This window comes from Cupriavidus gilardii, assembly GCF_013347325.1.
Taxonomy (GTDB): Bacteria; Pseudomonadota; Gammaproteobacteria; order Burkholderiales; family Burkholderiaceae; genus Cupriavidus; species Cupriavidus gilardii.
This window is the reverse complement of the sequence record NZ_CP054626.1, coordinates 722,774-735,536: the sequence shown is the minus strand read 5'-3', so window position 1 is coordinate 735,536 and position 12,763 is coordinate 722,774. Positions and strand designations below refer to the sequence as shown.

The 12,763-nt window shown below is 68.4% G+C and carries 9 protein-coding genes; 7 read left to right on the top strand and 2 right to left on the bottom strand.

The features are described from left to right. Positions 1 to 118: 118 nt before the first annotated feature. The 3 genes from FOB47_RS13510 (at position 119) to FOB47_RS13500 (ending at position 4,790) form a co-directional block, all read left to right on the top strand. Complete coding sequence (locus FOB47_RS13510; RefSeq protein ID WP_053821254.1) at positions 119 to 577, top strand: DUF2214 family protein; 459 nt, start codon at positions 119 to 121, stop codon at positions 575 to 577. 116 nt (positions 578 to 693) lie between these two features. After that, a complete protein-coding gene (locus FOB47_RS13505; RefSeq protein WP_174781305.1) occupies positions 694 to 1,722 on the top strand; it encodes a Bug family tripartite tricarboxylate transporter substrate binding protein in 1,029 nt (342 codons plus the stop codon). Between the two features lie 206 nt (positions 1,723 to 1,928). Then, complete coding sequence (locus FOB47_RS13500; protein WP_174781304.1) at positions 1,929 to 4,790, top strand: hypothetical protein; 2,862 nt, start codon at positions 1,929 to 1,931, stop codon at positions 4,788 to 4,790. Here the strand turns inward: FOB47_RS13500 and FOB47_RS13495 are convergent. Next, positions 4,787 to 6,505, bottom strand: a complete 1,719-nt coding sequence (locus tag FOB47_RS13495; protein WP_174781303.1) for a potassium/proton antiporter — start codon at positions 6,503 to 6,505, stop codon at positions 4,787 to 4,789. The genes FOB47_RS13500 and FOB47_RS13495 overlap by 4 nt on opposite strands. A 377-nt stretch (positions 6,506 to 6,882) precedes the next feature. Between FOB47_RS13495 and FOB47_RS13490 the strand changes: the two genes are divergently transcribed. Together FOB47_RS13490 and FOB47_RS13485 are read left to right on the top strand one after the other, a co-directional pair. Continuing rightward, positions 6,883 to 7,344, top strand: a complete 462-nt coding sequence (locus FOB47_RS13490) for a tripartite tricarboxylate transporter TctB family protein (protein ID WP_053821250.1) — start codon at positions 6,883 to 6,885, stop codon at positions 7,342 to 7,344. Positions 7,345 to 7,354: 10 nt separating this feature from the next. Continuing rightward, entirely contained in the window at positions 7,355 to 8,857 is a 1,503-nt protein-coding gene (locus tag FOB47_RS13485; protein ID WP_053821249.1) for a tripartite tricarboxylate transporter permease, read from the top strand. A gap of 73 nt (positions 8,858 to 8,930) precedes the next feature. Here FOB47_RS13485 and FOB47_RS13480 read toward each other — a convergent pair whose 3' ends face one another. Beyond that, on the bottom strand, positions 8,931 to 9,821 hold the full coding sequence (locus FOB47_RS13480) for a LysR substrate-binding domain-containing protein (protein ID WP_053821248.1): 891 nt from the start codon (positions 9,819 to 9,821) through the stop codon (positions 8,931 to 8,933). 198 nt (positions 9,822 to 10,019) lie between these two features. Between FOB47_RS13480 and FOB47_RS13475 the strand changes: the two genes are divergently transcribed. Beyond that, a complete protein-coding gene (locus FOB47_RS13475; protein WP_174781302.1) occupies positions 10,020 to 10,997 on the top strand; it encodes a Bug family tripartite tricarboxylate transporter substrate binding protein in 978 nt (325 codons plus the stop codon). 48 nt (positions 10,998 to 11,045) lie between these two features. Then, positions 11,046 to 12,671, top strand: a complete 1,626-nt coding sequence (ggt, locus tag FOB47_RS13470; RefSeq protein WP_053821246.1) for a gamma-glutamyltransferase — start codon at positions 11,046 to 11,048, stop codon at positions 12,669 to 12,671. Positions 12,672 to 12,763: the final 92 nt, after the last annotated feature.

The window sequence follows — 12,763 nt, the reverse complement described above, 5'->3', positions numbered from 1 at the left end:
GTTCGAATGACGACTGGAACCACGGCCTGAGCGATCAATGACGAGGCAGCGGCCGCGGGGCCGGCCGTCGTCCGCACCGATTTCGCCCCTCCCCCAACCGAACCGAGCCGGAGTACCCATGCAGATCGATGCCTTGCTCGCTTTTCTCCACTTCCTGTCCATCTTCGCGCTGATCACCTTCCTGGTCGCCGAGGCCGTCGTGCTGCGGCCCGGCATCACACCGGCGGCGGTGCGCCGCGTCGGCATCTACGACCTGCTGTACTTCGGCTCCGCGATGGCGGCGCTGGCCACGGGCCTGCTGCGGCTGTTCTATGGCGCCAAGGGGGTCGAGTTCTATCTGCCCAACCCGTGGTTCCACGCCAAGATGACGGTGTTCGTGCTGATCGCGCTGTGCTCGCTGCCGCCGACCTTCCGCTTCCGCCGCTGGCGCGCGCAGGCGGCGGGCCAGGCCGGCTTCGTGCCGTCCGACGCGGAATTGAAGGCCGCGCGCCGCTGGGTCATGATCGAAGCGCATCTGCTGATCCTGCTGCCGCTGTGCGCCGTGATGATGGCGCGCGGGCTCGGCATCCGCGGCTGAGTCCGGCCGCCACCTCGGCAAAAGACCGCCAGGACGACCCAGACCGATACGAAACCAATACGAGGCGCCGACGGACCCGCCGCGCCCGCCGATTCCCAACCTGCTGACTGGCTACCATGTTCAAGACCTTCGCCGCCAACGCGCTGAGCGCGGCCGCCCTCGTGGCGTCCGTCGGCGCCGCCCTGTTCGCCGCCCCGGCGGCCGCGCAACCGCCTGCCGCCGCCTGGCCGAGCAAACCGATCCGCTTCGTCGTGCCCTATCCGGCCGGCGGCCCGCTCGATACCGTCGCGCGCGCGATCGGCGACAAGCTCAAGGACTCGCTCGGCCAGCCGGTCGTCATCGAGAACCGGCCGGGCGCCGGCGGCAACCTCGGCGCCGACTACGTGGCCCGCCAGCCGGCGGACGGCTACACGATCGTGATGGGCGCGGTCGCGACGCACGCGATCAACCCGACGCTGTTCGCGAAGATGCCCTACGACCCGGTCAAGGATTTCACGCCGATCACGCTGGTCGCGGACGTGCCCAACGTGCTGGTGATGCACCCGGGCAAGGCCGCCGAACTGCACATCGAATCGGTGCGCGACCTGGTCGAATATGCGCGCAAGAACCCGGGCAAGCTGGACTACGCCTCGGGCGGCAACGGCAGCGCCGGCCATCTGTCGGGCGAACTGTTCAAGAGCCTGGCCAAGGTCAGCATGGTCCATATCCCGTACAACGGCGCGGCGCCTGCCCAGCTGTCGGTGCTGTCCGGCCAGACCGACCTGATCTTCGACAACCTGGCCTCGGCCAGCGCCAATATCAAGGCCGGCAAGCTCAAGGCCTTCGCCGTGACCACGCCGGCGCGCGCCAGCGCCGTGCCCGAACTGCCGACCATCGCCGAAGCGGGCAAGGGCCTGGGCCTGGAGAGCTTCGACATCTCGACGTGGTTTGGCGTGTTCGCGCCGGCCAACGTGCCGCGCGACGTCGTCGACCGTCTCAATCGCGAGATCGTCGCGATCCTGAAGACCGACGAGATGAAGGCGCGCATGGCCCGTATCGGCGCCCAGCCCGCGCCGACCACGCCGGAACAGTTCGGCGCGCTGGTGCAGCGCGAACTGAAGAAGTACGCGCAGATCGTCAAGGCCTCGGGCGCGAAGGTCGACTGACGACATCGGCCCGGCCTTCCCCGGCCGGCGCGATTGCGGCCCGCCGCCCGTCATGGGCGGCGGGCCGTTTCCTTTGTTGACATCGAGATGGCCGCGCGGACCGATTTGACAATGTTTGCGCATGCCCGGACATCCCCTTCGCCCTTATCGTGAGCCACGCGACGGCCAGCCGGTCGCGAATCGAAACGCCCTCGGGGGGAGACATCATGACCGCCAGCCATATCGACTTCGACATGCCGCTGCCGCCTGCCGCCTGGCACGGCGGCTGTCACGTGCAGTGCGGCGCCGATGGCAGGCTCGAGCTCGGCAGCAGTTTCGCCATGGCGCTGCGCGCCGGGCTTCACCGGATCTTCCGTATCGGCAAGACCAGCGCCGACGCCGCACGCAACCGGGCGTCATGGCGCGCGCTGATCGCCGCGTTCGAAAGCCGGGGCGGCGCCGCGGTACGCGAGCGCCTGTGCCGCGCCAGCCTGGCGCTGCCCGGCGATCGCGCATCGGGCCTGACCATCGCGGACCGTATCGAGCGCGGCAGCTATCTTTCCCACGCGGCGCTGCTGCAGGTGTTCCAGCTGTTCCGCTGTACCTTGTCCGTGCATCGCGCCAATCAGCGGCTCTATGCCGAATTGCTGACCCCGGCCGCCAATTCGGCGACGGCCACGCCGCTGTACGCGATGCTCGATGGCATCAGCCTCGGGCTCGGCGACACCGCCGACAGCGGCGCCGCCTGCCCGTTGCCGGCCACCCGCGCCTACGTCGCCGAACAGCTCAAGCTTGGACTGCAGGCGCAAGCCACACGGCCGCGCCAGCGCGATCCCGCCGTGCTGCTGTCCACGCTGGCCAGTTGCGCCCCCGAGCTGGCGAGCCCGAACAACCTGGCGGGGCGCGACCGATGGCTGCGCGAATACGACCGCCGTCTGCGCACCGGGCCGATCCAGCAGGCGGCGATGAGCCCCAGTGAACGCAAGGCCTGCGACCGGGAGGCCGCGGTCGCGGGATTGCTGGCCGACCTGAAGCACGGGGAGCTGGTGCGCGACCTGAAGCAGAACGAAGCGGACATCGCGGAAAAGCGGTCCCGGTCGGCACGCGAGTCCGGCGACGACGCCGACGACATGCTGGCCGAGCTGCTGGCCACCCGCACCGGCCTGCTCGCGGCGCTGAAGGAGCGCGAGCTGCACGATGTGCTGCGCCGTTGCGATGGCGAGCTGGCGCTGAGCCCGCTGAGCCAGGACGCGACGCACATCCGCTCGCTGATGCAGCGCCGCAGCCATGCGCGCGCGCAGCTGGACGGCAACCTGGCGGTGCAGAAGCAGCGCGACCTGATCCGAGCCGATCTGGTCAAGGGCCTGTGCCTGGCCGTACAGCAGGAAGTCGATCGCCATACCGCGCGCGGCGAACGGATGGACGAATCAGGACTGCTGCGCGTCGTCGACGCGAAATTGTCGGCCCCCGCCTGCCTGCGGCAGTTTCTCGCCGCCCGCAATCTGCAATATCTGCACGACCTCGGCCATGAGCACGATCGCGCCGCGGCCATTGCCGCGCTGGTGCGCGCCAGCGATCGGTATCCGTTCGACGAAGCCACACGGGGCGAGCTCGACAGCAGCGACTTCCAATGGCTGTCCGCCGCGCTCGAAGCCGGCGAAAGCGAAGCCGTGGCACTGAACCATCGGCCCATGCTGAACGGCGCGCGCAAGCTGTTCGCGCGCTTCTTCCGGGAACGCTGGCCGATCGCCGCCATCTGCGACAACGTTGCCGCCCTGCTCGACGACTTTGCCGAAGACCACGGGCACGCGTCGCATCGGCGCGGCTGCTATCCGGCGATCCCGCTGGAGGCACGCTGGCAGGCCGGCGTACATGCGCTGCACGACCGTATCCGCAACGCCGAGCTTGGCCCGTCCGATGTGATCGGCGTCATGTTTCCCGCGATCAAGTCGTACCTGCGCGCACGGCACGAGGTCATGGAGCAGGTGCGCCGCGACATGCTGGTGGCCGAAGCCCGGCTCGACGAACTGCGCGGCCTGTTCCCCGAACTTTCGGGCTGGACCGCCAGCGTGCCGGCCGGCGCGATGGCCGCGACGCTGCTCGACCTGGCCAGCGTCCACATTACCGGCCGGCTGATGAACGCGCACAATCGGCGCCTCGAGGCCAGGCGGGTGCAAGACTTCGCGCGGCAGGAAGGGCAGCTTGCGGTCAGGGCGGCCCGCAGGCTGGACGACTCGCTGCAGCAGTGGACCAGCCTGCGCGACCAGCATCGGGCCAGGATGGCGGACCACGGCATTGACGAGCCCGATACGGACGGCGCCGGCCGCGAGGGCCCGGCCGGCTGGGGCAACGATGGCGAGGGCGCGCTCGCGAACAGCTTGCGGCAGCAATGGGACCTGGCCGACCGGCATGCCTCGATGGCGCTGGGCGACACCGCCAATGCGCTGGAGAATCGCCTGGACGCGGAAATCGAGCAGCTGCGCCGGCAATCGGCGGCGCAGATGGGGAATGTCAAGCGGGATATCGAGCGGGCACTGCGCGACGCGCTCGAAGGCAGCCGGTCCAGGCCCGGCATGCTGGAAACCGTCTGCGACGTGCTGGACCGCGCGAGTGCGAAACTGCCGGGCTGGCTGGCGTCGATGAACCACGACGGCGAACTCGAGGCGAACCACGCCACGCGCCGACAGGCGCTGGAACTGCGCGAGGCGGCAGCCAATGCGCTGCCGTTGATCGACCGGATCCGGCGCGAGCACGTCGTCCCGCTCGACCATACCGCCGATCTGCCGGACGCCGCGGTCGCGCCATACCGGGAGGATCTCCAGGCGGTGCACCGAGCGCTGGACGCGCTGGCCCACTCGCTGCAATGGGTCGTCTCGACGATACGCATCGCCGGCATGGAGACGGCCGCCTCGACGCGCGATATCGCCAAGCCAGCTCCCTTCGGCCCGTCCCACCCGATCCGCCTGCAGGTTCAATGCGGCAAGCCCTCGGCCGGCAGCAAGATCGTGCTCGACCTCTATCGTGGCAAGTTGCCGCCCGTGCTTGGCTGGACGGTGCGCCAACTGGTCAATATGGGCGCACTGCGCTAAGCCCGTCGCGGCAGCCTCAACCCGACTTGCAGGATCCGGCCGTCTTCCATGCGCACCGCGGTCAAGTTCAACCCCGCGATCTCGACCGTATCGCCTTCCACCGGCGGGGTGGCGAAGGCGTTCAGCATCGCAGCCTCGAGCGTCGACGGATATTCGCCCGGCGTCAGATCGCGCGTGCCGTACAGCCCGGCCACATCGCGCAGCAGCGCGTCGCCGGACAGCACGAAGTCGTGCGGCACCTGTTGCCAGACCGGCGCCCGTTCGGGCGTGCTGAACAGCCTTGCCAGCGTCGGCACGCTGCTCGCGGGCCCCAGCACCGAGACCGTATCGCCGGCCTGCAGCACGGTCTGCTCGGGCGGCAGCAGCGCGTCGTCGCGGGCCACCGTCATCAGCCGGCAGCGCGGCGGCAATTCCAGCCGATCCGCCCGCACGCCGGCCGCCGCCGACTCGGGCTGGACCTCGAACTGCATCAGGTCCATCGCCGGCGCGCGTGTGCCGTGCAGCCGTTCACGCGCCAGCGGCTCGGGGTACGATGGCCGCAGCACGCGGCCGAGACGCGCGGCCAGCGGTACCGTGGTCCCCTGCAGCAGCAGGCTGGCCAGCACCACCGCGAAGGCGATGCGGAACAGCAGGCCGGCATCGGGCATGCCTTGCAGCAGCGGAAACAGCGCCAGCACGATCGGCACCGCGCCGCGCAGTCCCATCCATGCGATGAAGCCCTTCTCGCGCGCATTGAAGCGAAACGGCAGCAGTGAAATCCAGACGGCGAGCGGCCGGGCGACCAGCATCAGGAACAGCGCCACCGCCATCGCCGGCACCGCCACGTCCCAGATCCGGTGCGGCGTCACCAGCAGGCCCAGCAGCAGGAACATCGCCGACTGCGCCAGCCACGCCATGCCGTCCATCGCCCGCATCGCGTCGGGGCTGACCGCGCGGTCGCGGTTGCCGATCAGCATGCCGGTCAGATAGACGGCCAGGAAGCCGCTGCCGCCGGCGCTCTGCACGATCGCGAAGACCATGGCGCCGCCCGAACACAGCAGGATCGCCTGCAGGCCCTCGGCGACCCGGATGCGCTCCAGCACATTGGCCAGGCAATAGCCGAGCGCCAGGCCCAGGGCGCCGCCGACGCCGAACTGCACCAGCAGCCGCCACAGCAGCGCGCCGCCCGTCAATCCCTGCGGCGCATGGATCCACTCGATCAGCGTCAGCGTCAGGAAGATCGCCATCGGATCGTTGATGCCCGATTCGATCTCGAGCACGCTGGCGACCCGTTCCTTCAGGCGCACCCCGCTGCTGTTGAGCAGCGAGAAGACGGCCGCCGCGTCGGTCGAGCCGACGATCGCGCCCAGCAGCAGGCCGAGCTTCCAGTCGATCTCCAGCACCCAGGCCGCGAACAGTCCGACCAGCCCGGTGGTCAGCAGCACGCCCACGGTGGCCAGCGCCAGCGATGGCCGCAACGCGACGCGGAAGGTCGCGTATTGGGTTCGCAGTCCGCCATCGAGCAGGATCACCGCCAGCGCGAGATTGCCGACCAGGAAGCTGAGCCAGGTATTGGAGAAGCGGATGCCGCCCGGACCGTCGACCCCGGCCAGCATCCCGACCAGCAGGAATACCAGCAGGAACGGCACGCCGATGCGCGCAGAGAAGGCGCCGACGACGATGCCGAGCGACATCACCACGGCGCCGATCAGGATCACGTGTTCAATGCTTTCCAAACTGGCCCTTGCAAGTAACGGTGGAACAGGGGGAGACGGCGGCGCGGCATGAGCCGCGGCGCCGCCGATGATAGCCGACTGCCATGACGGCACCGCCGCGGTCCACGGCACCGCCCGCCGGTACGACCGGTCGGGCGGCATCGGCGGGGACCTAGGGAGATACCCTCACATTGACCAAGTTTGCAGACATCTGAAAGGTCGCTGAAAGGTGGCACCCTTACCTTCCCCCTGCCTGCGGACGGGGAGGGTGCCGCGCGCGGTTTCGTTGCACCGCACAAACGCTGCAACGTCCCGTCGCGACACCATGAGACCAGCGCCATCGACGCGCGGCTCGCAGCACCGCAAGCACCAGTTTTGTCAAATCGAGGAGAATCATTTTGCGCATACGTAGCCAAAAGGACTTTGCCTCCGGCCTGATGTTCATCCTGGTCGGATTCGGCTTTTCCTGGGTCGCTCGCGGCTATTCGATGGGAACCGCCGCGAAAATGGGTCCGGGGTATTTCCCGTTCTGGCTCGGCGTCGTGCTCGCCCTGCTGGGCGTGCTGGTGCTGATCGGATCGTTGTCCAGCAAGGGCGAGAGCGACGAGCTGGCCCGCTGGGATATCAAGCTGCTGCTGTGGATCCTCGGTTCGGTGGTGCTGTTCGGCCTGCTGCTCAAGCCGCTGGGCATGGTGCTGTCGGTGATCGTGCTGGTACTGGTGTCGTCGATGGCCAGCCACGAGTTCACGTGGCGCGGCGCCATCCTGAACACCATCATCCTGGTGCTGATCAGCATGGGCGCTTTCGTCTACGGCATCAATCTGCAGATGCCGGTGTGGCCGGCCTTCATTACCGGCTAAGGAGCGCCAGATGGAACTGCTAACCAACCTGGGCATCGGCTTCTCGACCGCCCTGACCTTCCAGAACCTGGCCTACGCCTTCCTCGGCTGCCTGCTCGGCACGCTGATCGGCGTGCTGCCGGGCCTGGGCCCGCTCGCGACCATCGCGATGCTGCTGCCGATCACGTACACGCTGCCGCCGGTGGCCGCGCTGATCATGCTGGCCGGCATCTATTACGGCGCGCAGTACGGCGGCTCGACCACCGCGATCCTGGTCAACCTGCCGGGCGAATCGTCGTCGGTGGTGACCACGATCGACGGCTACCAGATGGCGCGGCGCGGCCGCGCCGGGGTGGCGCTGGCGACCGCGGGCATGGGCTCGTTCTTCGCCGGCTGCGTGGCCACGCTGATCCTGGCCGGCTTTGCCGCGCCGCTGTCGGAACTGGCGTTCAAGTTCGGCCCCGCCGAGTACTTCTCGCTGATGGTGCTGGGCCTGATCGGCGCCGTGGTGCTGGCCTCGGGTTCGCTGGTCAAGGCGATCGCGATGATCGTGCTGGGTCTGTTGCTCGGCCTGGTCGGCACCGACGTGAACTCGGGCGCGGCGCGCTTCTCGTTCGACGTGCCGGAACTGACCGACGGCCTGAACTTCGTGGCCGTGGCGATGGGTATCTTCGGCTTCGCGGAAATCATCGCGAACCTGGAGCAACGCGAAAAGCGTGAGACCTTCACCGACCACATCACCAGCCTGTTCCCGACCAAGGAAGACTTCAAGCGGATGGTCCCGGCGGTGCTGCGCGGCACCGTGCTGGGCTCGGCGCTGGGCATCCTGCCGGGCGGCGGCGCCTCGCTGGCTTCGTTCGCGGCCTACACGCTGGAGAAGAAGTCGTCGAAGTATCCGCACGAGTTCGGCAAGGGCGCGATCGAAGGCGTGGCGGGTCCGGAATCGGCCAACAACGCCGCCTCGCAGACCTCCTTCATCCCGCTGCTGACGCTGGGCATTCCGCCCAACGCGGTGATGGCGCTGATGGTCGGTGCGATGACGATCCACAACATCCAGCCGGGTCCGCAGGTGATGACCAGCAACCCGCAGCTGTTCTGGGGCCTGATCGCCTCGATGTGGATCGGCAACCTGATGCTGATCATCCTGAACCTGCCGCTGATCGGCATCTGGGTCAAGCTGCTGAAGGTGCCCTACCGCTTCCTGTACCCGGCCATCCTGACGTTCTGCTGTATCGGCGTCTACTCGGTCCAGAACACCACCTTCGACGTGTTCCAGACCGCGGCCTTCGGCGTGGTGGGCTACCTGTTCCTGAAGCTCAAGTGCGAACCGGCGCCGCTGCTGCTCGGCTTCGTGCTCGGACCGATGATGGAAGAGAACTTCCGCCGCACGCTGCTGCTCTCGCGTGGCGAGTTCTCGGTGTTCTTCACCCGTCCGCTGTCGCTGAGCCTGCTGATCGCCGCCGCGATCCTGGTGCTGATCGTCGCCCTGCCGTCGATCAAGGCCAAGCGCGAGGAAGCGTTCCAGGAAGAATAAGTAGCAAGGACGCAGATGCAAAACGGGGTGCCGGCCGGCACCCCGTTTTTTTTGGCCGATGCCGGCGACAGCGCTAGCGCGGCTCGCAGAACAGCGCGGCGCACGCCGCGCGGATCGCCTCGGTGATGTGCCGGCGCGAATGATCGCGCCGCTCCAGCATGCCGATGGTGCGCCATACCGGCTCGCCGCCCGCCTCCAGCGGCAGCACCCGCAACGCCTCGTCGTCGCGCCAGCGCGCCCGCTGCAGCAGCGGCACCACGGTCACGCCAACCTGCTGCCGCACCAGCTCGACCAGCGCTTCGATCGAATTGAGCTCGAGGAATTCGTTGACGCGCAGATGCGCGCGCCGCAGGGCCCGCTCGACCAGCATGCCGGTCAGCTGCGTGCGGTCGAAGCGCAGGAAGGCCTGGCCCGCCAGCGCCTGGCGCGCGTCCGCGGCGGCGCTGCCGGCCGCGGCGATCGCCACCAGCGGCTCCCGATACAGCGGCGTCCAGCGCAGCGCCCCCGCCAGCCGTCCCGGGCCCTCCACCACGATGGCCGCATCGAGCTCGCCGGCTTCGACCAGCGTCGCCAGCTCGATCGACTTGGCGCCGACCAGCCGCACGTCCAGCGCCGGATGCTCGGTCTTCATGCTGGCCACCACGTGCGACAGGCCGCCCATCACCGACACCACCGCGCCGACGGCGACCGCGCCCGCCATCGCCTCGGGCGTCTCGGGCGCGGCGCGCATCTCGTCGTACAGCGCGAGCAGCTGGCGCGCGCGCGGCAGCAGCTCGCGCCCGCCCGCGTTGAGCACGACCACGCGCCCGGTCCGATCGAACAGCTCGCGCCGCAGTTCGCCCTCCAGCGCGCGCATCTGCAGGCTGACCGCGGCCTGGGTCAGCGCGACGTGGCCCGCGGCGGCGGCAAAGGAGCCGTGCTCGGCGACCGCAACGAAGGTACGAAGGAAGCGGATGGTGCTCATAACGGATGGGGAAGCGATCAGCGCCGGACGTCGAGCGCGCCTTCAACGAAACTGGATGCGCGGACTGAAACGGGGCCTTAAGCGAAACTTGAGGGAAAAGAAAGAAATATTAGCTTTCATTATGTAAAGCTGCACGGAATAATGCGGCATCGGCCGGTCCGCCGGCACCGAACCGACAACGTCCACGGAGATTGAACGATGACATCCTGGCTGCGCCTGCTGGGCACCGGCCTGGCGGCGACGCTGGCCTTCGCCGCCGCGCCCGCCCTGGCCGAGAGCTATCCCGCCAAGCCGATCCGCCTGATCGTGCCCTTCCCCGCCAGCGGCGCGACCGATCTGCTGGCGCGCGCGATCGCGCAGAAGGTCGGCGCCAATCTGGGCCAGCAGGTCGTGGTCGACAACCGGCCCGGCGCGGGCGGCGCGATCGGCTCGGACATGGCCGCCAAGGCCCCGGCGGACGGCTACACGCTGCTGATGGCCACCAGCAGCACGCATTCGATCGGACCGCATATTCACCCGCGGCTGCCGTACAACGTGCAGACCGATTTCACGCCGATCGGCCAGGTCGCCAGCGCGACCAACCTGCTGGTGGTGACGAACCATCTGCAGGTCAACAGCGTGAAGGACTTGATCGCCTATGCCAAGGCGCATCCCGGCGAACTGAACTACGCGTCCAGCGGCAACGGCACCGTGGTCCACCTGATGGCCGAGGCATTCAGCGCGCAGGCCGGCGTCCAGTTGACGCACATTCCGTACAAGGGCACCGCGCTGTCGATCGCCGATCTGATCTCGGGCAAGGTGCATATCCTGTTCGACAGCATCGTCACCGCCCTGCCCCACGTGCGCGACGGCAAGCTCAAGGCGCTGGCGGTGACCAGCGCGAAGCGCTCGTCGCTGGTGCCGGACGTGCCGACCGTCGGCGAGTCGGGCCTGCCCGGCTTCGTCAGCGAGACCTGGTTCGGCATCTATGGCCCGAAGAACCTGCCGCCCGACCTGGTGACGCGCCTGAACGCCGAGTTCAACAAGGCGATCCAGGCGCCGGAGGTCAAGGAACGGCTGGCCAAGCTCGGCGCCGAGCCGGTCGGCGGCACGCCCGCGCAGTTCGCGGCGATCGTCGGCAAGGAAAGCGCCCGCTGGGGCAAACTGATCAAGGACCGCAACATCACCGCGGAATAAGCGGCAGACAACCATAGCCGCCATCACGGCAACGCCAAGAGACAAGCCATGCAGACCTTCGACTGGACCAATCCCTACCCCTCCGTGCGCATTCCGCTGTTTGCGCGCAACGTGGTATCGACCTCGCATCCGCTGGCCGCGCAGGCCGGCCTGCGCATGCTGCTCAAGGGCGGCAATGCGATCGACGCGGCAATCGCCGCCGCTGCCGCGATCACCATCGTCGAGCCGGTCTCGTGCGGCCTGGGCAGCGATGCCTTCGCGATCCTGTGGGACGGCAAGCAGCTGCACGGCCTGAACTCGTCGGGGGTGGCCCCGGCCGCCTGGAATCCCGAGTACTTCCGCAACAAGTACGGCGAGGAAGGCAACGGGCTGGCAAAACGGCCGATCCGCGGCTGGGACAGCGTCACCGTGCCGGGCGTGGTGGCCGGCTGGGCCGCGCTGCACGAGCGTTTCGGCAAGCTGCCGTTCGCCGACCTGATGGAACCGGCGATCGAGATCGCCGAGCGCGGCTATGCGGTGCCGCCGATCGTCGCGCACAAGTGGGCCGCCGCGGTGCCGGACCTGAAGGACCAGCCGGGCTACGCCGACACCTTCATGCCGAACGGCCGCGCGCCGCATACCGGCGAGAAGTTCGTGATGAAGGCCGCCGCGGAAACGCTGCGCCGCATCGGCGCCAGCGGCGGCCGCGACTACTACGAGGGCCAGATCGCCGAGCGCATCGCCGCCTTCAGCAAGGAGTGCGGCGGCGCGATGACGCTGGCCGACCTGCGCGACTACCGCCCGGACTGGGTCGAGCCGATCCGCAAGTCCTATCGCGGCTACGAGATCCACGAGATTCCGCCCAACGGCCAGGGCATCGCCGCGCTGATGGCGCTCGGCATCCTGGACAACTTCGACGTCGGCAGCCTGCCGGTCGACTCGATCGACTCGCAGCATCTGCAGATCGAGGCGATGAAGCTGGCGTTCGCCGACCTGTACCGCTACGTGTCGGACCCGCGCAGCATGGAGGTCACGCCCGAGCAGATGCTGGACGACGGCTACCTGAAGTCGCGCGCCAGGCTGATCGACATGAAGCGCGCCACGCATTTCGACTTCGGCATGCCGAAGGTCGGCGGCACGATCTACCTGACCGCGGCCGACGAGAACGGCATGATGATCTCGTTCATCCAGTCGAACTACATGGGCTTCGGCTCCGGCGTGGTGGTGCCCGGCACCGGCATCAGCCTGCAGAACCGCGGCGTCGGCTTCTCGATGGATCCGAAGTCGCCCAATGTGGTGGCCGGCGGCAAGCGGCCGTTTCACACGATCATCCCCGCCTTCATGACGCGCGACGGGCAGCCGGTGATGAGCTTCGGCGTGATGGGCGGCGACATGCAGCCGCAGGGCCATCTGCAGACCGTGGTGCGCATGCTCGACTACAAGCAGCAGCCGCAGGCCGCCTGCTGCGCGCCGCGCTGGAAGGTCAACCGCGACTTCACGCTGGACGTCGAAGCGACGATGAACCCGGCCACCGTTGCGGGCCTGAAGGACCGCGGCCACCAGCTCAAGTCGGTCGCGGACCCGTATATGGACTTCGGCTCCGGCCAGTTCATCTGGCGCCTGTCGGAAGATCCCGAGCACGGCTATGTCGCCGCCAGCGACAGCCGTCGCGACGGACAGGCGGTGGGGTTCTGAGTTTTCGCGTTTTCGCGTCTTGATGGAAAGAAAGCCGGTCATGCCGGCTTTCTCCTTTTTGCGGGGTTGTTGCGTGTTAGCGGATAGATTCA

Coding starts and splice junctions, on each gene's coding strand:
- FOB47_RS13485 (WP_053821249.1), top strand. CDS start 7,355: ATGGAACTGCTAACCAACCTGGGCATCGGCTTCTCGACCGCCCTGACC.
- FOB47_RS13480 (WP_053821248.1), bottom strand. CDS start 9,821: ATGAGCACCATCCGCTTCCTTCGTACCTTCGTTGCGGTCGCCGAGCAC.
- FOB47_RS13475 (WP_174781302.1), top strand. CDS start 10,020: ATGACATCCTGGCTGCGCCTGCTGGGCACCGGCCTGGCGGCGACGCTG.
- ggt (WP_053821246.1), top strand. CDS start 11,046: ATGCAGACCTTCGACTGGACCAATCCCTACCCCTCCGTGCGCATTCCG.
- FOB47_RS13500 (WP_174781304.1), top strand. CDS start 1,929: ATGACCGCCAGCCATATCGACTTCGACATGCCGCTGCCGCCTGCCGCC.
- FOB47_RS13510 (WP_053821254.1), top strand. CDS start 119: ATGCAGATCGATGCCTTGCTCGCTTTTCTCCACTTCCTGTCCATCTTC.
- FOB47_RS13505 (WP_174781305.1), top strand. CDS start 694: ATGTTCAAGACCTTCGCCGCCAACGCGCTGAGCGCGGCCGCCCTCGTG.